We start from the raw sequence: 22,593 nt of genomic DNA, 5'->3' as shown, positions 1-22,593 counted from the left end.
CCACACTTTGTCAAGCACTTAAAATGATGAGAAGTCTGGACTTGTGCTGTTTTTATATACAGTTTTTTGCTGGGTCAGTTATGGTTGCTAAGGATTTAGGTTCTGATGTGATGTAACGCGGTCAGACCAGGAAGAGAATAGAGCCGGGCATATACGTGTTCTTTTAGCGCAACAAAGAGTATGGCTGAGGTTTTGATTGGGCCAGGCGTATGATATTTAGTTTAGCTATGTGATTGAAGCGCCGGCGTCGCTGAGTCAGGGGATCGATTATCTGATGATGCTGCGGAAGATAGTGTCACAGATTGTAGGGTTCCATGAAGACGTTGAATATTTCTTTCTGCGGAGTTCATGAAAATTCTATGTGGCATGGTTGAGGCAAAAAATCAACGCGAACTTACATTCTCCATCCTGCAACGAATTTTGGTTTGGGTTACTTATCAGCATATTATCTGTTCTTAAAAATTAATCTTTTATTCAGAAGGTTAAGCCTCTTATGATGAAGGTCTCGGTGTAACTGTAGAACTGGTTATTTTAAATAAAGGCTTTGATTTTTTATTCTTTCAGCCATGCATGGAACAACACCCCTTTATCTGTCATAGGGATTGTATTTCTCATTAATCAGTTTTCTTGAATAATTATTTATGATTGTATTAATTTTACTCATTGATAGCAATGGCCAACTTTTTGTTGGCCATTAAGCTAATTCACTGTGTCAGCAGTCATCAAACGCTTTGCATACGCTTATCAGATGACCTTTATCTGTATCAATAAAAGCATCTAAAGGAATACCAGGTAAACCTTTGATGAATTCGCTTTTACCATCCTTAACCACTCCGATAATTTGCTGTCTAAATTGTACCGACGTAAATACATCGCTCTTTAATACGCCATTAAGACTTATATAACCATTGTCATTGCTACAGATAATGGAATCACTTGAAGCAATAATCGAAATTTTATTTTTTCTAATAATATTTCGTACCGCATTATCATCAACTACAGCACCAGTGCAAGTCTGATAATTTTGTTCGACTTTAAAAGATAAGCCCTGCGGAGAGAGAAAATTGATTCCGCTTGGAAGACTATTGTTAGTGCCGGAAGCAGAGAAACCGCTTTCTATAAAGTAAGGCGCTGAAGATATCCCTTCAATATCCCGTTTGAAAAATATTGACTGATAATTCGACTGTTTACTCGAGACTATGCCCTGTGGGGTGATTCTTAGTTTTATGATTTTTTCTGGCGAAACAACGTATCCACATATGGCATTATCATCTATTCCTATGTTTTTGCAGGCGTTTGCATAGAAAAATGAGTTGTCTTCTGAGGTTATTTTAAATATATTTTTTGCGAAGGCTTCAAACCACAATGAATTGAGTTTGCCCTCAGTTATCGGCGAGTAAATGGGTAGTGAAAACTTTTGCGACCCTATCTGAAGCTTGTCCCCAGATTGGAATGTCTTGTCTTTGAGGGATGTTACACCCCATAATTTTGAAGCAAAGGCTAAGTAGTCCGCATTCTTCCCTGATTTATAATCAGCTACATATTGGTTTTCTTCATTTTCATTTAGGCTCCTGCCGAAGCCAAGAGATTTGGTGTCAGATCCAGAAATATCGAGTACCGTAGGCCATACATCCATCAAAGTACCGGCCGTATTGTTTTTTAAGGATTTAAGCCCCTTTTTAATGATGATGAAATTATTTCTTCTCAGGTCTTTATTTTTATCGAGCAGTGCGCTCGCATCATTTTCCATCATAAGATGGTCTGATACGAGAACAATAATCGTATTGTCAAAAGACGGGCTGTTTATTATTTTTTTTATGAAATCAGAAAGCAAATAGTCAGAGCATTGAACTGCAGATAACATCGCGTAGTCTGTCTTGATCCCAACTTTATCTTTGCAGTCGGAAAGGAACAAGCCATCAGGTGAGTGTGTATTTACAGTCAGAAATGATAAAAGGAAGGGTTGCTGGGATTTGGACAGACGATTAAACTCCATCCATGCATGATTAAGGAGAACATCATCATGAACCCCCCAACTACTTATCTGTTCAGATGACGCCAGACCATTACTGACAAAGTAATTAAGATCGTCCTGTCTGTTCCAGCCATGTTGCGAAAAGAACTTATCACCGCCTGCAAATTCCTTATCACTACCTCTAAGAAATTCTGTGTTATATCCCTGGTTCGTTAACCATGTCGCCACACAGTTAGCTTTATTCAGAAACTCTGATAAATTCCCCCCAGCATTTCCTTGTGCCATGACTAAGGGTATACCACACTGAGTATTGACCATGCCGGCCATTGTCCAGCCAAAACCCCTGTTGGCTGGTTGGATTATATTGGTGAAGTCTGCATAATTGTCAGCCAGAGCACTGAGGTTTGGCAGGTAATTATCACCTTCTAAATCCCGAAATGTACGTTCTAAACTTTCAGCATAGATGAAAACATAGTTATATTTTCTATCCAGATTTTTATCTGGGGTAATATATTCTTTTTTAACTGCTTCTGGGTTGCCCTTGCTTAAGAAAGATTCCTTCGTTGCGTTGTAGATATTTATTGAAAATGACGAGGACAAAATAGAAGCAATTGCCATCAAATACAAAAAGGACGACATTGGCAGATTTAGCGATTTTATCTTTTTAAGCTTGGTAAGGATGCAGTAGATTGTAAGGACTAAAATTATAACTATAAAAAAAGAGGCAACTTTAATTTTGGGGATGAGATCATCTACTGAAACACCTTCTGAACTGTTTTGTAAATGGTAAAAGACAGCGTCATTAACACCGTTGCCTGTGAACATATTTGATATATACCAAAAGGCGAAGGCCAGTAGTGCGACTATCGTCACAGTTGTTTTGGTAACTATGAGTTTTGGTGATGAAATCGTGAATAAAATCAGTAGAGCTAATAGTGAGTAAGTCATTCTAGCGGTTCAACATTTGTTAAGGAATTATGACAGTATGCCACAACTTTGTTTATCAAATAAATGTTAAGCATTATTTGTGCAGATTTTAAGCATGTGAATTTTTCAGATACATAGGGAATCTGTATTAGAAACTTACAAATTTAGAAGGGAAGAAAGGGGGCTGAATGGAAAAAACTGAAAAGCATAAATGAGTGCTGACAAACCACATTGCACCGACAGCAAAGGGCGTTCAATGCAAGAACTATCAATAATCGTTATCGATGTCTTTCACTGCCGCTCTCAGTACGTACCAAACTATGAAAACGACAAAAGCTATGATGAGGACTAGGTATATCAAAGCTCATTTCCTTTCTAGAATGTTGAAATTTTTCTATGAGTTCTCGGTTGCTGTTCATAGACTATTGTTCGAATGTTACAGACGAACGTAAAAACATTTGGTTAAGAATAATTACACACCTGTATTATCGACAATATCAGAGCAAAACTTGAGTTGCCGTGAAGAATTGTTGCAAATTATTTAGTTGCGTTATTATTTCAATGTAATGGATTGGTAGACCATTCAAGAAAAAATGTTACCTGTGTCACAAAATTGTCCTTTGCTTGGGCAGGTTTATTTGCCAAAATCGCAAAAAAATGGTCCCACCTGCAAAAAGCACCTGTCTAACATGATAATCCGTCCACCGCGTCACTGGTTCCTGCGTTTGTTCGTCTGGCACGGCTCCGTGCTGCCCAGCATTATGTTCCGCCTGAGTTTAAATCTGCTGATGTCACTGGCCGCCATTCTCTGCCTGCCCTGGTATGAGACGCTGGGCGTGAAGCTGACGCTTGCCCCTTTCAGCCTGCTCGGCGTGTCGATTGCGATCTTTTTGGGGTTCAGAAATAGTGTCGCGTACTCGCGTTATATCGAAGCGCGTCAGCTGTGGGGCGGGTTACTGATTGCCTGTCGCACGCTGCAAAGTCAGATGATGGCAGTGTGTCCGGGTGAAGCGCCGCGGGTTACCGCACTGCTGCTGGCTTTCTGCTACAGCCTCAAACATCAGCTGCGGCACAGCGATCCCCGCCCCGATCTGGAGCGTCTGCTCGGGGAGGATGCTGAGGATATTCTTTCACGGCGCGCACCGACCAATATGGTGCAATTGCGGTTGTCGCAGTGGCTGGCGGAGCGTCGGCGCAGCGGGGAGATGTCGGATGTGGTCTATGCGCATATGGATACCACGCTGTTACAGCTTTCTCAGGTTGTCGGCGGCTGCGAGCGTATCGTCAGTATGCCGATCCCTTTTGCTTACGGGCTGTTGTTGCACCGCACGGTGTATCTGTTCTGCAGTTTGCTGCCGTTCGCGCTGGTGGTGGACTTACATTACATGACGCTGCTGGTGTCCGGCTTCATCTCCTACACGTTCCTTTCTCTTGATACGCTGGCCGAAGAGCTGGAGATGCCGTTTGGTTACGCCAATAACCATCTGCCGATGGACGCGATGTGCACCAACATTGAAATCAATTTACTTGAGATGAATAACCAGACGCAGCTGCCGGACACGCCGATGCCGGATGCGCATTACCGTCTGACATAATTTGTCTGTGTCACGGTTCTGCCAATATTCATAAGACTGTCATAAATACGCAACAAAAATGAAATAGCGTAGACGGGCAACTTCACAATGTCCGTCAGCTATCTCGAGGTATTTATGTCAGTCATTCAGGCCAAATCCCTGCACGAAGCCGAAGACCTGCTGAATTCCGGTATGGTAAAAAAAGTCGAACTGGCTTTTAGTATTAACAGTGATGAGTTTTTTAAACTCGCGCTGGAATGCGGCGACCGCGGTGCGAAAATCACCAAGGGTAAGAATTTTTTTATTATCACACTCAAGAAATGGGTCATTCCCTCTAATGACCTGCCTGCCACCAAAAGCAACGTACTGATGTGATACAGTCTCCATAACACTGCCATGCTGACAGTGTTATGGAGCACTTTGCTACGCCACCGTTTTCATCATAAACACGCTGAGCGGATCCGGTGCCTGCCGGTAGTCGCCAAATGCCTCCGTGCGCGCATACCCGAGCTTTTCATACAGCGTGATGGCTTTTTCCTGAAACACGCCGGTTTCTAAATACAGATCTTTATGCCCGAGCGTTTTGAGCTTTTTCTCCATAGCCTCGATCAGCAACGAGGCAACACCTTGCCCGCGAAACAGCGGATTCACGTACACCCGTTTCATTTCCGCAATGCTATTTTTGGAGATGTACAGACAGGCGCAACCCGCCCAGTCATCATCGACGCGCGCCATAAAACAGGTGATTTCCCCTTCACTGAGCTCCGTGATGTTGACCCCGTAAAAGGATTCCGGCGGGTAGAGCGGGTACTGGTAAGCATCCAGTTCGGCGATAAGACGGGCTAAATGCGGGTGGGCGACATCGGTTTCGAAAATCTGGGCACTCACGGCGTGGGCTCTCATTGCAACATTATGGATTTATATTCTTAACTGAAATCGCACCGAAAACAAGGGACTGGCAGGAGAGTGGCCTGAGTGCCGAGACAGGGTAATGTAAGAAAACAGTCATATATGAGGAACTCTTCGCCACGTCTGTCAGAGTTATCTGAATTGATCAAATCATGAGCATTTTATCTGTCTTACCCGTCTCTTTTACCTCATATTCTTCCACTGTAATAAACGGATATAATGCAATAACTCACGGTGAGTAATTCACGTTAAAATGGCGCTGTGAGATAAATGAAACACGTTATAAGTGTTTGAATAAAGGATAAAATCATGACCGTCTATCCTGTTGGCGTTTTTGTCACGCTTACTTTTACACCAGGTTTGTTCGAAGTTGTCGCAATTTTGACTGAGGTATCACCCGTGCAATATCAGGTGATGAATGTGGAAACAGGTAATGTTATCAAAGTGAATGAGAACTATATTCGCGGGATAATAAAACCTTAACTGCATGGCCGGGCAGGGCACACGTTGCTGCCCGCCCGGCCTCTCACCCACGTTCTGCGTTACCGCCGTCAGTCCGGCATCAGCGCGTTAAAATCTTCCTCGTACAATTCCCGGCATTCCTGAATAAACTCCGGATAACCCAGTTCTGACGTCTGTACATCGCGACCCAGGCGTTTTTCCAGATCCTCGTGAAACCATTCAAACTCTCCGTGCAGAATGCCGGTAAAACCGGTCAGGATGATGCATTGCTGGGGTGTCAATTTGGTCACGTTACGTTCCTTACGCTGAGTGTCTGAAAAGCGTTTTCTGAAAAGTTGTTAAAAGAGAGAAGTGCCTCACGCCGGGTTTCTGCAAAACGACGCAACATGGCCTATCCTCTAATTAATCCTACTGAAAAACAAGGAGTCACCGATGGATCAGGACTTATTCGAACAGGCACCTTTGCCGCTGTTAACCCGTTTTGAGGTGGGTGATCGTGTGAAATTACTCACTTTCCCGGTGGGCGTGCATCCTGCCAGCTATCAGCTGGATGTGGCGATCACCCGTATTCTGGACGGCGAATTTGAAGGGGAGATTGTGCGTATTGCCCCGCTTGGCCGGCAAGGGCACGAGGAGGGGCATTTTAAGCTGGGCGGGCAGGTGGCGTTCTTTGCAGGTAATATTCAGGGGACTGCCTCCTGAACCGGTAAAACAAAACCCCGCTTTCAGGGCGGGGTCTTAAGGGACTGCATACTCTTTACTTTTCACTCGTCACATCTGATATAACCGCAGTTACATCATTGGCTTAACGTGTTTGGTGTGTGCCTGGTTTGTCAGTTCATCGGCAGGAATTTTCGAGCAACTGCCACAATAACCGACCAGGTACCATTTTCCGTCAACGCCTTTCTCCGGATTCACTTTGTAACGTTCGTTACGCTTTCCGTAAAACTCACGATCCCTGTGCTGTGATGCATCTTCCCAGAAACACAACGAGAACTGATGGCACGCATCAACATGCCGTTGTCCGTCGCGGCTTCCGCCAACCAGTAAATAATGATATTCCGACATACTGCCTCCTGAACCCCAAATATGATGGGGTAATTGTCCTGACTACAAGGGATCTACCTGGAATTTCATACCCAAAAAGCAAAACAAGAGAGACAACAAGAGGCGTAACGCACCGCCCGGACATCCTATTTTTTATACGTAAACTATAGAGTAGATCACAGCATTGGGCCGAGAAAAACGCCGAAATGTGATGAGAATCACTTTTTTATTTTTAGATGATTTTTGTGATGTGTTTTAAACCGTTCAGGCTGCTGAAATTGCCGGTTTTTTTCTTGTAGGTTTCGATATCGCCGGTAAATTCTACGCGCCGAATTAGCGGGGTTAATCGTCTCAGCTACCGGCATTGCCGCGGGATCCGCCATGCTACTGTGGCGCTGTTGAATCTTTCACTCCAGCAGGAACAGCAATGGCAGAGAATCAGGTTGTCGATTTGGTCATGTCGGTCAATAAACACGTTGAAGAAACGGCTATGCAACATCTGATGCTGCGCAATTTTATTATTGTGATGTGCCGGAGCATGAACGAAGAGCAGAAAAATCAGGTGAGATGGCAGATGCGCCAGATCCATCAGGTGAGCGATGCAGAATACCGTCAGGGTGATGTGGAGATTTTGGAAAAGACCCGGCGTGATGTGGAAGTGATGCTCGAACTGATCAATTAGGTTTCTTCTTATGTCTGAAATATCGATGCTGGGCTATCATTAACATCATGATAACCAAAGGGAGATAAAAAATGGGATTCTGGAGAGTATTGATCACCATTCTGGTGCCGCCATTAGGCGTATTGATAGGTAACGGTTTCGGCGGGGCATTTCTGCTGAACATTTTACTGACTTTGCTGGGCTACTTCCCGGGTCTGATCCACGGTTTTTGGGTTCAGACGCGCAAATAACAGCACACAGATTCAAAAAGTATGTTTCTGAAAACCCGGTGAATGCCGGGTTTTCTTTTTGGAAGGTCAGAACAGAGAGAAGAGAAGTACCACCGGAAGGCTCATCGGCCAGGTAAATCCAATAATGCCGGACGTTAACAATCTGATCTTAATCGTATCGCGGCTCACCAGCAGGGTGAACAGCACGGCGATACCCAGCCCGCCCCAGTAAATCGTTTTAATCACTTCCCACCAAACATGCACAACCAACCCCTGACCATTCACAAAAAACCGGCGGGTATGGTAATCCGTTAACATTTGGTAATCAATTATTGTGTGATGTTACGCATGGATTTGCGTTGTGAGCATTTGACATCAATTGTTATTGAACATGACTTGTGCTGGATCAGTGCACTGACAAGGCGCGCAAATGCCCGCGGATGGCGGTAGGCGCGAAACCGAAACGTTTGCGAAAGCGTTCTGCAAATCGTGAGCCGCTTTCATACCCGACCTGATGCGCGATGTGTGAAATCGCCAGATCCGTGCACTGCAACAGGCGCAGAGCATGCGTCATACGCACGTCTATCATCACATTGCGCAATACGCTGTTTTCCGCCGCCAGACGGCGTCGCAGCATCACCTCATTCATCATCAGCTGTTCCGCCACCTCTGCCGCCGTGAATGTTTTATGCAGATTATTCACCAGCAATTCGCGCACCCGCTGGGTCACGCTTTCGCTGTGATGCAGGGAATAGCGCACACCGAGTTGTGACAGCCATAATAATTGTTCCAGCATCCGGTGGCGGGTGATCGGCGCAGGCAGGCCGTGGTGCCACAAAATGGCGTTATGGGTATCGGTGAAACTTTGTTTGAAGGCGCTGGGGACGTGGGGGATCACCTGCATATGATCGACGGTAATCAGTGGCGGTTTAAATGCCTGAGTGTGCAGGCCGGCATCGGCCAGCAGCGTCGGATCCCATGCCATGATGGCGCAGCTGAACGGGCCGTTATCGGATAACTGATGTTTCAGACCCAGCGTTTGCCCGCTGTTGAGCACCAGCATTTCACCTGTTTGCAGCGAAATTTCCTGATCCTGGTAAGTTATCGTCATACTTCCATTTTGAATCAGGAGTAATTGCGGTTTGTCGATATACACATCTTGAATAAAAAGTTCACTGTGCTGAATAAGCAACGAGGTCGATCCTATTCCTGGGGTGACTTTTATTTTACGTACCATGTTGATGATGCCCGAATATGACGACGACGGCGACCTGCTGTCTGTAATAAACAAACGTTGCGCGACTTTGTTACTAATACAAACCGGTCACCGGTTGAGGCGAAAGTCAGGGAAGGAGACAGAGAGAATTAGCCCTGGCAGCCGTGTGCTCTCTGCCTCTGAAACCTTAGTATGTACAAGAAATATTAGATAAAATAGAACAATATAAAATAAAACAAAAGTAATAATTATTGGCGATCGCCAAACGCGATCGAACGGAGATCTATCTTTCCGTAAGTCATATTCACTTGTTGTTGTCTTGTCGACTGTCCAATCAGCTCGGTCAGTTGATTCATCCGCGCTTGTAATAACGTTTTAATGGTATTTTCATTGTCCAGAATCTGACGCAAATATCGGCGTACTTCATACTGGATAACCATTGATGTGCTTTCTGATACCGGCAACGTGGTGGTCGCTTCCACGGCTTTCAGATAACTGACTTCGAGCTCGACCAGCTCATCCCATTTCTCTTCTTTCGCCAGCCGCAACATCTGCTCGCTTAAAGTCAGGATCAGTTGATATTCATTAACCAGATACTGATGTTGATCCATTATAGTGGTCCTGCGACGGGTGATAGTTTGGGCCGATTTGCCGCCAGGCATCGGCTATATTTTCAAGTAAGCCCAGCACTTCCGTGATGGCTTCTTGGTCGTTGTGTAAATTAGCGTGTAATAAACGACGAACCATATAGGAATAGAGCGCTTCCAGATTATCCACTAAATCAGGATCGCCTTTCTCACGGCTCATTCCGGCTTTCAGTCCGCTGTCGATAATATTAATGGCCTTGGAGAGCGCTTTGCCTTTATCGGCAATATTTCCCTGCTGCATAAAAATGCCGGCACGGATAAGGGCGCTGCGCGCCCCGTCAAATAACATCACCACTAACTGATGTGGGCTGGCACTCATTACGCCACTTTCTAAACCTACCTGTGCGTAGGCCTGGGTTCCTTTAGCGTTATACATAATCTTCTTCCTTACGAACTTGAACTGGACGTGGACATCGCATCGAACTGCTTGGTCAGATAATCCGCCGTGCTGTTGAGCTTCTGGATCGCAACGTCAAGCGCAGTGAACTGCGTTTTATAACGGGCAATGGTGGTGTTGATGCTGGTGTTCACTTTGTTGTACTGCTCAGTCAAACTTTTGAGCGTGGTATTAACCGCAGTTTTCGCATTCGCAATAGTTCCGGTATCTGAATCGAGATAGGAAACATTGAGATTATTAAGCTTTGTAATAACGCCTGTCGTTGTACCGTTGCCAAGCAGCATCGCTTTTACATCACTGGTGTTGTCAGATAACGCTTTATCAAGCTTAGTGCTGTCAACTTCAAGATTGCCTGTATCTGGATCGGTTGTGATACCAATACTTGAAAGTGAACTAATGCCGTTTGAATTGAATGCTGAGGAAACCGCTGATTTCAATTGAGTTTGGATAGTTCTCAAGGCGCTGTCACCCAACAAGGCGCCATTGCTGGTGTCCTGGGTTGCTGTATTACTGTCAACTGCGGTGTATTTTGTCAGATTAGAAAACGTTGTTTGCAGCGCATTATAGGCAGTAACAAACGCCTGAATCTTGGTGCTGGCGTCACTGGTATCTTTCTTAACGGTCAGGGTTGCGGCGCTATCAGTTGTTGCCAGCAAGTTCAGCGTGATGCCCTCTGGTGCATCGGTCACTGTGTTGCTTTGACGTTCCAGTGCAATCCCGTTAACACTGAGTTGAGCATTTTTGGCTTCAACGTTTTGAGTCATTCCGCCTGTGTTAGTCGCAGAGTCATACCCAATAAATTTATTGAGAGTGTCGTCGCCAGTTACGGCGATCGTCATTTTTGAATCTGTACCTGTATCGTCAGCAGAAACAATGAGCTGATAACTACCGTCGGATACTTTAAGGATACTGGCCGTGACCCCGGCATCAGCGCCATTAATGGCATCGCGCATGCCAGCCAGCGAGGTTTGATCATCAGTTAATGAAATTGTGACTGGTTTGCCATCACCCTGAGTGATAGAGAGGCTGCGCGTGCCATTAGTGGATGTACCGCCCAACGCAGTACTGGTGTCTTTCGCAGTACCTGAAACTAAGACCTGCGCCTGCGCCAGCGTGGTCACATTCACCGTATATTTGCCAGCCGCTGCCCCTGCAGCAGTAGTAGCGGTGAAAGCTGAAGAGTTGCTTGATGTGGCAGTCGTTGCCGCATAAACATCTGCACTGTTTAGCGCAGCGGTCGCATCAGCGAATGACTGCAGTGAACTTTGTAAAGTTCCATAAGCAGTTAGTTTTGCGCTATAGCTGGTTTGAGCGGTAGTGATTGGCGTCAGACGCGCTTTTTCTGCCGTGGTCATATTGTCCAGTAAGGTGGACAGATCCAGACCTGAGCCGATACCTAATGAAGATATAGTGGCCATATGTATCCTTTACGAGTTGTATAAGAGTCTTTAAGCCCTATCGGCACGACGGAGAAAAAGTTTAATGGATTACAACAAAAAGTAATGGCGTGAATAGCCGGTATAAGGAGGGGTAATTCTCAAAGTAAGAAATCGAGAAATTTTATGAAATATCTCTAAAGGTTGTGGGTGAAGCGCCGATACAAGTTTGGACGGTGATGAACGCCGTGGGCAATAAGCCCGAACCCTTAACCAGATTTGAAGGAATACACTCATGGCTCAAGTTATCAATACCAACACGCTGTCTCTGATGACTCAGAACAACATGAACAAATCCCAGTCCGCACTCAGCACCGCTATCGAGCGTCTGTCCTCCGGTCTGCGTATCAACAGCGCGAAAGACGATGCAGCGGGCCAGGCAATTGCTAACCGTTTCACTTCTAACATCAACGGTCTGACTCAGGCTTCACGTAACGCCAACGACGGTATCTCCGTTGCGCAGACCACTGAAGGCTCATTGAGCGAAATCAACAACAACTTACAACGTATTCGTGAGCTGTCTGTTCAGGCTGCTAACGGCACCAACTCTGATTCCGACCTGTCTTCAATCCAGGATGAAATCACTTCCCGTCTGGACGAAATTGACCGCGTATCTGGTCAGACTCAGTTCAACGGTGTGAAAGTACTGGCTTCAAACCAGACTATGTCCATTCAGGTTGGCTCGAATGATGGCGAAACTATCGACATCGATTTACAGAAAATTGACTCTAATACTTTGGGTCTGAACGGTCTGAATGTTCAAACTGCTAACGTATCAACCGGTAAGGCACTTACTACAGTTCCTACAAATGTCACGCTTGTTAATACAGGTTTAGCGACTGCAGCTACTGCAATTGATGCAACAGCAACAGCAACTGTCGTAAAAGCAGACGACGGCAGCTACTACGCGAAACTCGCTGCTTCAACTGATGCTACTAAAGATGGTTACTACTCTGTGACTATCAATAACAGCACTGGTGCTACTACTCTGGGTACTAAGATCACTGACCAGACATCAGTTAAATCTGATAATGTTGCCCAGACCGCTGTAACAGTTAACAAAGCTATTGACATGACTGATGCCTCTGTTACTGCAGTTTCCGGTGCAAAACTGTATCAAGTTACCAATGCAGCGGGTAATACAGCTTATGCAGTTAAAGGTACAGACAATAAACTCTACTCTGCTTCTGTTGATACTGCCGGTAAAGTAACTTTAGATAAAGTTAACTACACTGCGGCTGATGGTACTGCTGTAACAGGCGCTAACGTTACTCTGGGTGGTACTGATGGTCTGACTAAAGTTGTGACTGTAGGTACTGGCGAAGACACCAAAACTTACAAGGCAAGTGATCTGAGTACCGCAAATCTGCAAACTCAGACTTTGACCTCAATCAAAACGTCTACCACTGATCCGCTGGCTGCAATCGACAAAGCAATTAGCCAGGTCGATAATTTCCGTTCTTCACTGGGTGCGATTCAGAACCGTTTCGATTCTGCTATCACTAACCTGGCAAACACCACTACCAACCTGCAGTCTGCACAGAGCCGTATTCAGGATGCTGACTACGCGACTGAAGTTTCTGCCATGTCTAAAGCGCAGATCCTGCAACAGGCTGGTACTTCAGTGTTGTCTAAAGCTAACCAGGTTCCACAGTCCGTACTGTCCCTGCTGCAAGGCTAATTTTTCGGATAACCCGAAAAACACAGTCCAACCCCGCTTCGGCGGGGTTTTTTTTAACCAAAACTTACGATTATTCTGAATCCCTTCTTCGCGCCGGCTGGTATAATTTAGGATAATCTTTATGTTTAGATCACAAAATGAGCTATTGTGAGCGGCGTACAAAAGGGTGCCGCGAGGACAATGTTCGAGACATAATCAAAATAGCCGCGCTTTTTTGTCCTTATTCTGCCGATTGAACAGGGTTTCCACTGTCACAATGATACAGACCCTTAATTTTACAGGTTACGACAGTGAGCGATCTGTATACCGCCGACGGCGTGATAGACAAAAATTCTTTGTGGCAGCGCTATGTACCGCTGGTGCGCCATGAAGCCCTGCGTTTGCAGGTACGGCTTCCCGCCAGCGTAGAGCTTGATGATCTACTGCAAGCGGGGGGCATCGGCCTGTTAAATGCGGTTGAGCGTTTTGATGCAATGCAGGGTACGGCGTTTACCACTTACGCCGTCCAGCGAATTCGCGGGGCGATGCTTGATGAGCTGCGCAGCCGCGACTGGGTGCCGCGCAGTGTCAGACGCAATGCGCGTGAAGTCTCCCAGGCGATGCATCACGCAGAACAACGTTTAGGGCGACCACCGAGTGAAGGAGAGGTGGCGCAGGCGCTGGATATTCCCATCGAGGAATACCGGCAAATACTTATGGATACGAACAGCAGCCAGTTGTTTTCTTATGACGAGTGGCGTGAAGAGCACGGCGATTCAGCCGAGGCATTGATGGAAGGGCACGAAGAGGCCAACCCGTTACATCATCTGTTGGAGGGCAATTTACGCCACCGGGTGATGGAAGCTATCGATGCGTTACCAGAACGGGAAAAGTTAGTTCTTACGCTTTACTACCAGGAAGAGTTGAATTTAAAAGAGATCGGGGCAGTGCTGGAAGTCGGGGAATCCCGCGTAAGCCAGCTGCACAGTCAGGCGATTAAGCGATTGCGAACGCGCCTGGCTAACGACCACTGATCCGCTTTTTCCTGGCCGGTTATACATTTTATGTCCCTTATCAGGAATAAATTTATGCCAGCGGGAATCAAAACAAGGCCTTTAAGCCGTTATCTTAAAGATTTTAAACACAGTCAGACTCACTGCTCACAGTGCGCAAAAGAACTCGACAGGATGGCGCTGGTGTTTCGCGGGCAAATCATTAATAAAGAGGCCATCGCTAAGATGGACCAGCCTATTGATGATGACGTGTGGCAAAACCTGTCGCAAGAACTGACCGCTCTGTGTCGTTTTTGCAGTGAGATTAGCTGTAACAGCCATTCGTCGTATTTTGACATTATGGCGTTTAAGCAATATCTGTTTGAACAGACTGAAATGAATCACAGCACGGTGCGCGAATATGTTGTCCGCCTCCGCCGTCTGGATGACATCCTGTCTGCCAATAACTATCCTCTCGATAAACTGAAAGGGGACAGTATCCACCAGCGGATCATCAGTGATCTGCCGGTGGCGGCGCATGATAACTACCGTATTGCCTTGCGCAAATACGATCAGTATCTGGCCTGGCAGAAATCAGCCTGAGACTGTTCAGCACAGACTGACGAAGTAACACCACAAACAGGTTCCTCCGGGAGCCTGTTTTTTTGTCTACAGTTTGTATACATTCTTTATATACTTCATCATTACGCTCCTTTCATATCCTAATAATCCACATTTACGGTTTCGCTCAGCGATGCGGCTGCGCGTCAGGGGAACATTGTGCCTGCTAAAATTTCATTGCTTAAAAACCGGCTGGATGCCTTTGATCGTCTCGATTTACTGGGTAACAGCACGCCGCTGGAGAAATTACACCGCCTCTCAGAGCATCTGGGGCGCGATATTTACATCAAACGTGATGACGTCACGCCGCTGGCGATGGGCGGTAACAAGCTGAGAAAACTGGAATATCTGGTGGCCGATGCGCTGGCAGAAGGCGCAGATACGTTAGTCACCGCAGGCGCGATTCAGTCTAACCACGTTCGTCAGACCGCCGCCGTGGCGGCGAAGCTTGGCCTGAAATGCGTCGCGCTGCTGGAAAATCCTATCGGCACGCAAGAAGCTAACTATCTGACCAATGGCAACCGTCTGTTGCTGGATCTGTTTAACGTCGAAGTGGTGATGTGCGATGCGTTGCACGACCCGATGGCGCAGCTGGCAGAGCAGGCAGAGCGTCTGGAAGCCCAGGGTTTTCGTCCGTACATCGTGCCGGTGGGCGGCTCGAACGCGCTGGGTGCGCTCGGATATGTTCAGTGTGCGCTGGAAATCGCCGAGCAGTCCTCGGCCAGTTTTGTGGATTTCAGCGCCGTCGTAGTTGCCTCCGGCAGCGCCGGAACTCACGCAGGGCTGGCGGTCGCCCTCAGCCATCTGATGCCGGACACAGCACTGATTGGCGTTACAGTGTCACGTAAGGCGCATGAGCAACGTCCGAAAGTCGAGGCCATTGCGCGTGAAGTGGCGGCCCGTTTAGAGTTTGACGACACATCGCCAACGATTGTTTTATGGGATGAGTATTTTGCGCCGCGCTACGGTGAGCCTAATGACGCCGGGATGGCGGCGATCAAACTGCTGGCAGAACAGGAAGCGATGTTACTTGATCCGGTTTACACCGGCAAAGCGATGGCGGGGCTGCTCGACGGCATCGAGCGCGGATTGTTCCCGGACGAAGGCCCGATCCTGTTTATTCACACCGGCGGGGCTCCGGCACTCTTTGCTTATCACCCTTTTGTATAGGCATGACTTATCGTTGTGATGGGTGGAAAAGAGGGTGTTGATGGCTTAACGTGTGCTTATTCCATTTTGAGCTAAGATTATAGAATTATATTCCTGATAACTGTTGCGGCGGGTGCTACTGTGCGCAAATTCATTGGGTATATAACGTTTTATAATTAACTATAAATGAGGTGAATATGATTTTTTCTACACTGCGTCGTCGTTTACTTCTGGGTGCTGTCGCCGTCTCGCTGACTGCCGGTATGGTCAGCAACAGCTTCGCCGATGAAGGTTTACTGAAGAAAGTTAAAGAGCGCGGCACGCTGATCGTCGGGCTGGAAGGCACCTATCCTCCGTTCAGTTTTCAGGGTGAAGACGGCAAACTGACCGGTTTTGAAGTGGAATTTGCAGATGCGCTGGCGCAGCACATGGGCGTGAAAGCCAAGCTGCAACCGACCAAGTGGGACGGTATGCTGGCTTCCCTGGAATCAAAACGTATCGACGTGGCGATTAACCAGGTGACGATTTCCCCGGAGCGTCAGAAGAAATATGATTTCTCCACGCCGTACACCGTTTCCGGCATTCAGGCGCTGACCAAAAAAGGCAATGAGGCCAATTTTGCTAAACCTGAAGATCTGAAAGGTAAGAAAGTAGGCGTGGGTCTGGGCAGTAACTACGAGCAGTGGTTGCGTGAAAATGTTCAGGGCGTGGATATTCGTACCTATGATGATGACCCGACAAAATACCAGGATCTGCGCGTAGGCCGTATCGACGCCATTCTGGTGGACCGTCTGGCCGCGCTGGATCTGGTCAAGAAAACCGGCAATACCTTAGCCGTTGCGGGTGCGCCGTTCTCCCGTCTGGAAGCAGGCGTGGCGTTGCGTAAAAACAACCCGGAACTGCTGGCTGCGATTAACAAAGCCATTGCTGATATGCAGAAAGACGGCTCACTGACCAAGATTTCTGAAAAATGGTTCGGGGCTGACGTCACCAAATAATCGCTCACTATGACCGGGGCGGCATATAACGCCGCCCCGGATCCATTCAGAGCAAACATCCAGAAGGTCTTTATCGGATGCAAGAAAGTATTCAACTGGTGCTGGATTCAGCACCATTTTTATTGAAGGGCACCCTGTTTACGCTCCAGCTGAGTCTCGGCGGGATGATATTCGGGTTATTACTGGGCTTTATGCTGGCGCTGATGCGCCTTTCGCGTTTCTGGCCGCTGTCATGGCTGTCACGTTTTTACGTGTCCGTGTTTCGTGGTACACCGCTTATCGCGCAACTGTTTATGATTTACTACGGCCTGCCGCAGTTTGGCATTGAGCTGGATCCTATTCCGGCTGCCATGATCGGCCTGTCGCTTAATACCGCGGCTTACACCTCTGAAACCCTGCGTGCGGCGATTTCGTCGATCGAAAAAGGGCAGTGGGAAGCTGCTGCCAGTATCGGCATGAACCCGTGGCAGACGCTGCGCCGCGTGATTTTACCGCAGGCCGCCCGCACCGCGCTGCCGCCGCTGGGCAACAGTTTTATCGGTCTGGTGAAAGACACCTCACTGGCGGCGACAATTCAGGTGCCGGAGCTGTTCCGCCAGGCGCAACTGGTCACCTCGCGCACGCTGGAAGTGTTCACCATGTATCTGGCCGCCTCAATCATCTACTGGGTGCTGGCGACCGTATTATCCTTCCTGCAAAACCGTCTGGAAGACCGCGTTAACCGTCAGGATCAGGAGCCTTCATGAGTACCATTGACGTTAAGCAACTGACTAAGAAATTCAACGGCCAAACGGTATTGCACGGTATCGATTTGCAGGTCAACGCTGGCGAAGTTGTGGCGATTATTGGCCCAAGTGGTTCCGGTAAAACCACGTTGTTGCGCAGCATCAATCTGCTGGAAGAGCCGGACGGCGGCACCATCAAAGTGGGCAATATCGAAATTGATGGCAATAAGCCCATCAGCAAACAAAAAAACAAAGTCCGTGAACTGCGTCAGCAGGTCGGGTTTGTCTTCCAAAACTTTAATCTGTTCCCGCACCGTTCCGTGATGGAAAATATCATTGAAGGGCCGGTCATCGTGAAGGGTGAACCGAAAGAGAAAGCGATAGCCGCCGCGCGCAAGCTGCTGGAGAAAGTCGGCCTGAGCGGCAAAGAGGATGCCTATCCGCGCCGTTTATCGGGCGGCCAGCAACAACGTGTGGCGATAGCCCGCGCACTGGCGATGGAGCCTGAAGTCATTTTGTTCGACGAACCGACCTCAGCCCTCGACCCGGAACTGGTTGGCGAAGTGCTCAACACAATCCGCGCCCTGGCGCTCGAGCACCGCACGATGGTGATCGTCACCCATGAAATGAGCTTTGCGCGAGACGTTGCTGACCGGGCGATCTTTATGGATCAGGGGAAGATCGTCGAGCAGGGGCCAGCGAAGGAGCTGTTTTCGAATCCGCAGCATGCGCGGACTAAGCAGTTTCTGGAGAAGTTTCTGGCCCACTAATTCATGACCTTGGGTTGCCACCCAAACCGGCCTTAAGGTCAAGACCTTGGGCTGCCGCCCAAACCGGCCTTAAGGTCAAGACCTTGGGTTGCCACCCAAACCGGCCTTAAAGGGGGCTTATCGCCGCCCCCCTTAAGAATCCCGGGCTCTTCGAAACACGTGCCATGCATCCCGGCTCCGTTTCAGAAACTCCTCCTATTGCCGCAAAATCCCGCCGCTGCGCGGTTCCCTTCGGTCGGGTTACAACCCGCGCAAAAAACCTCGCGGTTTTCCACCTCTTCCTGCGGCGTGATTTTTGAACGCGGCCAGAGGCTTTTAAGGTCACAACTTCACCTGCTCAGGATGAGTAAAGTAAACAGCTTGCCATCATTTCAAAACAACCCGGACAGCTCCATCGCCTGCGAGGGGGAGGTTTGGGGTGGGGTATTGAGATTACTATTGCCTGCTATCCCCCTCCCGTCCTCCCCTTTGCCGTGGAGGAGCAAAAAATCCCCAAAAAAAAGCCCCGAAATATTTTCGGGGCTTTCCAAATTCTCACACCACTCCAGGCCTTACGCTTAGTTGATTTGAACCGGCATCCCGGCACGCATCTCAATCGCACGCTGAACCACAGTCTGATTCACACTCGGATCCATCGCCACGGCATTTGAACTGCCTGTCAGGCTGATTGGAATCGGTTGTTGGGAATCAAATTCTTCCTGGTTGGAAGACAGCGGGTTATGGATTTCAACATAACGCTTGCCGTCTGGCTCAACCGTGGCTTTCACCGGCTCGTTAATGAACTGAACGCGGGTGCCCTGCGGCACGTTGTCGTACAGCCATTTGATGTCAGCATCACGCAGACGCACACAACCGTGGCTCACGCGCAGACCGATACCGAAGTTAGCGTTGGTGCCGTGAACGGCATACAGACGTCCCACGTACAGCGCGTAAAGACCCATCGGGTTGTCCGGGCCGGCAGGGAAGACGGCTGGCAGGAATTCGCCGCGTGCCGCGTATTCTTCATGCATTTTTGCCGTTGGTGTCCAGGTCGGACCGGCTTTTTTACGCTGAACAGTGGTCACCCAGTTAAGCGGGGTGTCTTTACCCAGTTCGCCGATACCAATTGGCAGAACAACGACGGTATTGGTGCCTTTCGGGTAGTAGTACAAACGCATTTCTGCGCTGTTGATGACAACACCTTCATGCGGCGTATCCGGCAGAATTAACTGCTGTGGGATCGTCAGCACAGTGCCAGGGGTTGGCAGGAACGGGTCAACGCCAGGGTTAGCTTCGAGCATGTTGCTCAAACCCATCTGGTATTGCGCTGCAAAATGTTCCAGAGGCAGGCTGCTGCCTTGTGGAACAGTGACCGTGATATTTTCACCGATCAGACGACCATTGTTCGCCGGAAGAGGATAAACCACAGCAAAAGATGCCTGGCTGTATGCAGCAACTGCCAAAACCAGGGTAACTATCGCGCGAATGCTCATTTTCATATTTTCGTTGGTCGTTAATGCCACACTGGCAGTTGTTGTCAGGATGTTGATTTCCCCCCGGCCTGCTTTCAACCGGAGGAACAGTGTACGTTCACAGGCACTTTAATGAGACTCAGTATGTGTAACGAATCACATTTCAGGGTCGCTAATTATAAGGATTTATTTCAAACAGGCCAAAGCTTTCTCACGCTGTTGGAAAAGTTCCCTGCGCCGAAGGCATTTTTTGTGGAACTTCACACAATTCCTTCACAATTAAGCCGTTCTGCGTGGTCAGATACGCCTGCCCGGTCTGTTGTGGCAGGCGATTTCAGGGCATAAAAAAACCCTGATTTCTCAGGGTTCTTTCAACACGTTTAGCTATCAGAAATCATAACCCACGGTCGCGACCACGGTACGTTCCTGACCCCAGTAGCAATAGCTGGTGCCGTAACAGGCAGCGACGTATTTCTTATCGAAAAGGTTATTGGCGTTAAGCTGCACGAATGCGCCTTTCAGCTGCGGATTAAACTGCACCAGATTCATACGCAGTGATGCATCGACCAGCGTTGCGGAAGGCATGTGACGGGTGTTTTCGTTATCCGCCCATTGTGTACCGATGTAACGCACACCCGCGCCTAGATCCACACCGACCGGCGTATTGTACTGACCCCAGATCGACGCCATCTGTTTTGGCGTCACGTATGGCGTGTTGCCGTTATTCTGGCTGGCATCGCGAATACGCACTTTATTGTAGGTATAACCGGCCATCACGTTGAAGCGCTCGGTCACCTGTTTCTTGGCTTCCAGCTCCAGACCCTGTGAACGGATCTTACCCGCAGGTTCATAATAGCTGCCGACCACTACGCGGTTACCCACGTCATCCTGCGTCAGGTCATACAGTGCCGCGCTGTACATATCGGACGTGCCGACCGGCTGATATTTGATCCCCGCTTCGTACTGCTCACTCTGCATCGGCTTGAGCAGCGTACCATCAGAGCCTGGCAGGGCCGATGGTGTCATCGCCTGGCTGTAGCTGACGTAAGGGGAAATCCCGCTGTCAAAGGCATACAACAGGGAAGCGCGGCTGTTGAAATGGCTGTCTTTACGCTCGCTGCTGCTTTCTTTGCCATAGATACTTTCGTAGCTGCGGCTGTCGGTTTTCAGTGTGTCGTAACGGCCGGACAGGGTCAGGAACCACTTGTTCCAGTTCATTTCGTCCTGCAGATAGGTGCCCATCTGCTCGTAACGGTTTTTGCCGCGAGAAAGGCTGTAATAGTCCAGCGCATCGCTGCCAACACCGGTGTACGGGTTGAGCGTGCCTGCGATGGCGCCGTCAGATTTCAGATCATTGACGAAGTGAGAATAGTCGAAGCCCAGCACCACTTTGTGCGCCAGTTCGCCGGTGGCGAAATCGGCTTCAAGCTGGTTATCAATCGCGAAGGTATCCAGAGAGGATTTCTCACCGGAATAGTAGCGGTTCATCAACGTGCGGTCTGCGTTCCAGCCAGCCTGATACACCTGATCCAGTTCGGTATTGGAATGGGTGTAGTTGGCGTTCTGGCGGAAGGACCAGACGTCGTTAAACGCATGCTGGAATTCGTAGCTGTAGATCTGCTCCCAGCGTTTGAACTGGTTACGATCCGTTTCGCCGTCGAAGAATCCACGGCTCAGTTTCTGGCCATACAGGCTGCCGTCGGCAGGAACCGCGGCGTGATAACCGCCGGACGGATCTTTTTGCAGGTAGGCGCGCAGTAACAGGGAGGTATTTTCATCCGGCTGCCACATCAGCTGCGGGGAGATCGCATAACGCTCTTCGCGCTGGTGATCATACTGCGTATCACTGCTGCGGGTCATGCCGGTCAGACGAAATGCCCACTGGTCGTTGATCGCATTGGTGTAATCGAACGCACCGCCTTTGGTGTTTTGCGTCCCGCCGGACAGACGGAAATGGCCTTCTTCCGCAAACTGCGGACGCTTGGTGGTTTCAACCACGACGCCACCGGGAATGCTCTGGCCGTAAAGGGCAGAGGACGGCCCTTTCACCACATCAATACGTTCGAGGAACCACGGATCGACCTGAATGGAGTTATAGCTTGCGCCATCGCTCAGAATACGCAGGCCATCGAGGAATGTGTTGTTGACGTCACCACCGTGGAAGCCACGCAGGGAAATGGTGTCATAACGCGTTGCGCCGCCCGCAAAGTTGGTGAACACGCCTGGCGTATAGTTCAGCGCGGCATTGACGGTGGTGGCGTTCTGGTCGTCCATTTGCTGGCGGGTCACGACGGACACGGCCTGACCTGTGGTGATCAGTGGCTGATCGGTTTTGGTCGCACTTTTAGACGTTTTCGCGCTGTAACCCTGCGTCGGTGCATCTGCGGTATCAGCCTGAGAGGCTTTGATGACCACGGTATCTTCGGCGGCCAAAGAGGAAGCCGGAACAGCGACGGCCATGGCGCACAAAAGCACCGAGCGTTTGAGGGGAAAAGCCAACAACATATTAATAGTCCCTATAAATAACCCGATTAATGATCGAGTAATTAATTGATGCGTGTGTAAATAAGCCCAGAAGCCAACAGCGTTCCGCACGAAAACCCGTCCTGAATAAGGCGGGTGATAACGAAAACGAGACGAATGTTAAACTTAATGATAATTGTTATCATTATTATTTTACAAATTCAAGGGAACTTTACGACAAAAGTGTGAAGTGACGCATTTTTATCCGCATGAATCTGATGGT

At 48.5% G+C, this 22,593-nt stretch carries 24 protein-coding genes; 13 read left to right on the top strand and 11 right to left on the bottom strand.

Features of this window, described 5'->3' with window-relative positions:
• Positions 1-712: 712 nt before the first annotated feature.
• On the bottom strand, positions 713-2,923 hold the full coding sequence (locus tag ABSH60_RS00965) for a phosphoglycerol transferase I (RefSeq protein WP_390972310.1): 2,211 nt from the start codon (positions 2,921-2,923) through the stop codon (positions 713-715).
• 668 nt (positions 2,924-3,591) lie between these two features.
• On the opposite strand from ABSH60_RS00965, the gene ABSH60_RS00960 reads away from it, so the two are divergent.
• Positions 3,592-4,497, top strand: a complete 906-nt coding sequence (locus tag ABSH60_RS00960; protein WP_056771877.1) for a bestrophin family protein — start codon at positions 3,592-3,594, stop codon at positions 4,495-4,497.
• Positions 4,498-4,611: 114 nt separating this feature from the next.
• On the top strand, positions 4,612-4,851 hold the full coding sequence (locus tag ABSH60_RS00955; RefSeq protein ID WP_056771880.1) for a hypothetical protein: 240 nt from the start codon (positions 4,612-4,614) through the stop codon (positions 4,849-4,851).
• 48 nt (positions 4,852-4,899) lie between these two features.
• Here the strand turns inward: ABSH60_RS00955 and ABSH60_RS00950 are convergent, their stop codons facing one another.
• Positions 4,900-5,364: a GNAT family N-acetyltransferase gene (locus tag ABSH60_RS00950; RefSeq protein WP_122095616.1), complete on the bottom strand. Its 465-nt coding sequence runs from the start codon at positions 5,362-5,364 to the stop codon at positions 4,900-4,902.
• Between the two features lie 330 nt (positions 5,365-5,694).
• Between ABSH60_RS00950 and ABSH60_RS00945 the strand changes: the two genes are divergently transcribed.
• Positions 5,695-5,868 (top strand): hypothetical protein, encoded by a 174-nt coding sequence (locus ABSH60_RS00945; protein ID WP_162997812.1) that lies wholly within the window; start codon positions 5,695-5,697, stop codon positions 5,866-5,868.
• A gap of 68 nt (positions 5,869-5,936) precedes the next feature.
• On the opposite strand, the gene ABSH60_RS00940 is transcribed toward ABSH60_RS00945, so the two are convergent.
• Positions 5,937-6,137 (bottom strand): hypothetical protein, encoded by a 201-nt coding sequence (locus ABSH60_RS00940; RefSeq protein WP_056769906.1) that lies wholly within the window; start codon positions 6,135-6,137, stop codon positions 5,937-5,939.
• A 142-nt stretch (positions 6,138-6,279) separates the two neighbouring features.
• Between ABSH60_RS00940 and ABSH60_RS00935 the strand changes: the two genes are divergently transcribed.
• On the top strand, positions 6,280-6,549 hold the full coding sequence (locus ABSH60_RS00935; RefSeq protein ID WP_056769909.1) for a hypothetical protein: 270 nt from the start codon (positions 6,280-6,282) through the stop codon (positions 6,547-6,549).
• A 90-nt stretch (positions 6,550-6,639) separates the two neighbouring features.
• Here ABSH60_RS00935 and ABSH60_RS00930 read toward each other — a convergent pair whose 3' ends face one another.
• A complete protein-coding gene (locus ABSH60_RS00930) occupies positions 6,640-6,915 on the bottom strand; it encodes a hypothetical protein (RefSeq protein ID WP_056769912.1) in 276 nt (91 codons plus the stop codon).
• Positions 6,916-7,321: 406 nt separating this feature from the next.
• Between ABSH60_RS00930 and ABSH60_RS00925 the strand changes: the two genes are divergently transcribed.
• Entirely contained in the window at positions 7,322-7,576 is a 255-nt protein-coding gene (locus ABSH60_RS00925; RefSeq protein WP_390972307.1) for a hypothetical protein, read from the top strand.
• 71 nt (positions 7,577-7,647) lie between these two features.
• Entirely contained in the window at positions 7,648-7,806 is a 159-nt protein-coding gene (locus ABSH60_RS00920; RefSeq protein WP_072158030.1) for a YqaE/Pmp3 family membrane protein, read from the top strand.
• A gap of 66 nt (positions 7,807-7,872) precedes the next feature.
• Here ABSH60_RS00920 and ABSH60_RS00915 read toward each other — a convergent pair whose 3' ends face one another.
• The 5 genes from ABSH60_RS00915 to fliD all read right to left on the bottom strand — a co-directional run bounded on the left by ABSH60_RS00915 (position 7,873) and on the right by fliD (position 11,463).
• Positions 7,873-8,049: a GhoT/OrtT family toxin gene (locus ABSH60_RS00915; protein ID WP_013575783.1), complete on the bottom strand. Its 177-nt coding sequence runs from the start codon at positions 8,047-8,049 to the stop codon at positions 7,873-7,875.
• A 142-nt stretch (positions 8,050-8,191) separates the two neighbouring features.
• The gene (locus tag ABSH60_RS00910; protein WP_238485097.1) at positions 8,192-8,896 is read right to left on the bottom strand and encodes an AraC family transcriptional regulator; all 705 of its coding nucleotides are present in this window, start codon (positions 8,894-8,896) and stop codon (positions 8,192-8,194) included.
• Between the two features lie 353 nt (positions 8,897-9,249).
• A complete protein-coding gene (fliT, locus tag ABSH60_RS00905) occupies positions 9,250-9,612 on the bottom strand; it encodes a flagella biosynthesis regulatory protein FliT (RefSeq protein WP_122095064.1) in 363 nt (120 codons plus the stop codon).
• A complete protein-coding gene (gene fliS, locus ABSH60_RS00900) occupies positions 9,587-10,024 on the bottom strand; it encodes a flagellar export chaperone FliS (RefSeq protein WP_122095066.1) in 438 nt (145 codons plus the stop codon). The genes fliT and fliS overlap by 26 nt, the downstream gene beginning before the upstream one ends.
• Before the next feature lie 11 nt (positions 10,025-10,035).
• The gene (gene fliD / locus ABSH60_RS00895; protein ID WP_390972304.1) at positions 10,036-11,463 is read right to left on the bottom strand and encodes a flagellar filament capping protein FliD; all 1,428 of its coding nucleotides are present in this window, start codon (positions 11,461-11,463) and stop codon (positions 10,036-10,038) included.
• A gap of 253 nt (positions 11,464-11,716) precedes the next feature.
• Between fliD and ABSH60_RS00890 the strand changes: the two genes are divergently transcribed.
• The 7 genes from ABSH60_RS00890 to tcyN all read left to right on the top strand — a co-directional run bounded on the left by ABSH60_RS00890 (position 11,717) and on the right by tcyN (position 18,396).
• Positions 11,717-13,162 carry a flagellin gene (locus ABSH60_RS00890; RefSeq protein WP_390972302.1) on the top strand — a complete coding sequence of 482 codons (1,446 nt, stop codon included), beginning with the start codon at positions 11,717-11,719 and terminating at the stop codon, positions 13,160-13,162.
• A 290-nt stretch (positions 13,163-13,452) separates the two neighbouring features.
• A complete protein-coding gene (locus ABSH60_RS00885) occupies positions 13,453-14,175 on the top strand; it encodes an RNA polymerase sigma factor FliA (RefSeq protein ID WP_056769937.1) in 723 nt (240 codons plus the stop codon).
• Between the two features lie 54 nt (positions 14,176-14,229).
• Positions 14,230-14,736 (top strand): flagella biosynthesis regulatory protein FliZ, encoded by a 507-nt coding sequence (gene fliZ, locus ABSH60_RS00880; protein WP_056769939.1) that lies wholly within the window; start codon positions 14,230-14,232, stop codon positions 14,734-14,736.
• A gap of 177 nt (positions 14,737-14,913) precedes the next feature.
• The gene (locus ABSH60_RS00875; RefSeq protein ID WP_217203357.1) at positions 14,914-15,924 is read left to right on the top strand and encodes a D-cysteine desulfhydrase; all 1,011 of its coding nucleotides are present in this window, start codon (positions 14,914-14,916) and stop codon (positions 15,922-15,924) included.
• A gap of 176 nt (positions 15,925-16,100) precedes the next feature.
• On the top strand, positions 16,101-16,901 hold the full coding sequence (tcyJ, locus tag ABSH60_RS00870; RefSeq protein ID WP_056769944.1) for a cystine ABC transporter substrate-binding protein: 801 nt from the start codon (positions 16,101-16,103) through the stop codon (positions 16,899-16,901).
• Positions 16,902-16,978: 77 nt separating this feature from the next.
• Positions 16,979-17,647, top strand: coding sequence for a cystine ABC transporter permease (gene tcyL, locus ABSH60_RS00865; protein ID WP_056769946.1), 669 nt, complete (start codon positions 16,979-16,981; stop codon positions 17,645-17,647).
• Positions 17,644-18,396, top strand: a complete 753-nt coding sequence (gene tcyN / locus ABSH60_RS00860) for an L-cystine ABC transporter ATP-binding protein TcyN (RefSeq protein WP_056769950.1) — start codon at positions 17,644-17,646, stop codon at positions 18,394-18,396. The genes tcyL and tcyN overlap by 4 nt, the downstream gene beginning before the upstream one ends.
• Before the next feature lie 557 nt (positions 18,397-18,953).
• Here the strand turns inward: tcyN and ABSH60_RS00855 are convergent.
• Together ABSH60_RS00855 and ABSH60_RS00850 are read right to left on the bottom strand one after the other, a co-directional pair.
• A complete protein-coding gene (locus ABSH60_RS00855; protein ID WP_056771888.1) occupies positions 18,954-19,874 on the bottom strand; it encodes a L,D-transpeptidase family protein in 921 nt (306 codons plus the stop codon).
• Positions 19,875-20,234: 360 nt separating this feature from the next.
• Positions 20,235-22,352, bottom strand: a complete 2,118-nt coding sequence (locus ABSH60_RS00850; protein WP_136376982.1) for a TonB-dependent siderophore receptor — start codon at positions 22,350-22,352, stop codon at positions 20,235-20,237.
• Positions 22,353-22,593: the final 241 nt, after the last annotated feature.

It is taken from the genome of Rahnella sp. R3(2024) (assembly GCF_042920125.1).
Taxonomy (GTDB): domain Bacteria; phylum Pseudomonadota; class Gammaproteobacteria; order Enterobacterales; family Enterobacteriaceae; genus Rahnella; species Rahnella rivi.
The sequence above is the reverse complement of the archived record's forward strand: the minus strand, read 5'-3'. Positions and strand labels throughout refer to the sequence as shown.

What these genes read in the sequence shown, in the direction of transcription:
- ABSH60_RS00965 (WP_390972310.1), bottom strand. Translation starts at nt 2,923, where the DNA reads ATGACTTACTCACTATTAGCTCTACTGATTTTATTCACGATTTCATCA.
- ABSH60_RS00960 (WP_056771877.1), top strand. Translation starts at nt 3,592, where the DNA reads ATGATAATCCGTCCACCGCGTCACTGGTTCCTGCGTTTGTTCGTCTGG.
- ABSH60_RS00955 (WP_056771880.1), top strand. Translation starts at nt 4,612, where the DNA reads ATGTCAGTCATTCAGGCCAAATCCCTGCACGAAGCCGAAGACCTGCTG.
- ABSH60_RS00945 (WP_162997812.1), top strand. Translation starts at nt 5,695, where the DNA reads ATGACCGTCTATCCTGTTGGCGTTTTTGTCACGCTTACTTTTACACCA.
- ABSH60_RS00935 (WP_056769909.1), top strand. Translation starts at nt 6,280, where the DNA reads ATGGATCAGGACTTATTCGAACAGGCACCTTTGCCGCTGTTAACCCGT.
- ABSH60_RS00930 (WP_056769912.1), bottom strand. Translation starts at nt 6,915, where the DNA reads ATGTCGGAATATCATTATTTACTGGTTGGCGGAAGCCGCGACGGACAA.
- ABSH60_RS00925 (WP_390972307.1), top strand. Translation starts at nt 7,322, where the DNA reads ATGGCAGAGAATCAGGTTGTCGATTTGGTCATGTCGGTCAATAAACAC.
- ABSH60_RS00920 (WP_072158030.1), top strand. Translation starts at nt 7,648, where the DNA reads ATGGGATTCTGGAGAGTATTGATCACCATTCTGGTGCCGCCATTAGGC.
- ABSH60_RS00910 (WP_238485097.1), bottom strand. Translation starts at nt 8,896, where the DNA reads ATGACGATAACTTACCAGGATCAGGAAATTTCGCTGCAAACAGGTGAA.
- fliT (WP_122095064.1), bottom strand. Translation starts at nt 9,612, where the DNA reads ATGGATCAACATCAGTATCTGGTTAATGAATATCAACTGATCCTGACT.
- fliS (WP_122095066.1), bottom strand. Translation starts at nt 10,024, where the DNA reads ATGTATAACGCTAAAGGAACCCAGGCCTACGCACAGGTAGGTTTAGAA.
- fliD (WP_390972304.1), bottom strand. Translation starts at nt 11,463, where the DNA reads ATGGCCACTATATCTTCATTAGGTATCGGCTCAGGTCTGGATCTGTCC.
- ABSH60_RS00890 (WP_390972302.1), top strand. Translation starts at nt 11,717, where the DNA reads ATGGCTCAAGTTATCAATACCAACACGCTGTCTCTGATGACTCAGAAC.
- fliZ (WP_056769939.1), top strand. Translation starts at nt 14,230, where the DNA reads ATGCCAGCGGGAATCAAAACAAGGCCTTTAAGCCGTTATCTTAAAGAT.
- tcyJ (WP_056769944.1), top strand. Translation starts at nt 16,101, where the DNA reads ATGATTTTTTCTACACTGCGTCGTCGTTTACTTCTGGGTGCTGTCGCC.
- tcyL (WP_056769946.1), top strand. Translation starts at nt 16,979, where the DNA reads ATGCAAGAAAGTATTCAACTGGTGCTGGATTCAGCACCATTTTTATTG.
- tcyN (WP_056769950.1), top strand. Translation starts at nt 17,644, where the DNA reads ATGAGTACCATTGACGTTAAGCAACTGACTAAGAAATTCAACGGCCAA.
- ABSH60_RS00855 (WP_056771888.1), bottom strand. Translation starts at nt 19,874, where the DNA reads ATGAAAATGAGCATTCGCGCGATAGTTACCCTGGTTTTGGCAGTTGCT.
- ABSH60_RS00850 (WP_136376982.1), bottom strand. Translation starts at nt 22,352, where the DNA reads ATGTTGTTGGCTTTTCCCCTCAAACGCTCGGTGCTTTTGTGCGCCATG.